Here is a 212-nt window from a genome sequence, read left to right on the forward strand (position 1 = left end):
GTCACCGATACTCGATTTTATTTTGCTAACCCACACCACTCTTGGGAACGAGGAACCAATGAAAATACCAACGGCCTTATCCGACAATATCTCCACAAAGGCACCTCAATGGCGACACTTACTTAAGCAAAGTGCAACGCGATTGCCCACAAACTTAACAGTAGACTCAGAGCTCGTCTGGGCTTTCAAACTCCGGAGGAATGTTTTGTTGA

1 pseudogene is annotated in these 212 nt (G+C 45.8%); it reads left to right on the forward strand.

The features are described from left to right. Nucleotides 1-212, forward strand: a pseudogene (locus tag GOU96_RS18570) (transposase); the annotation flags it as partial.

This window comes from Vibrio sp. R-1 (assembly GCF_035615595.1).
In the GTDB taxonomy this organism is placed as follows: Bacteria; Pseudomonadota; Gammaproteobacteria; order Enterobacterales; family Vibrionaceae; genus Vibrio; species Vibrio cholerae.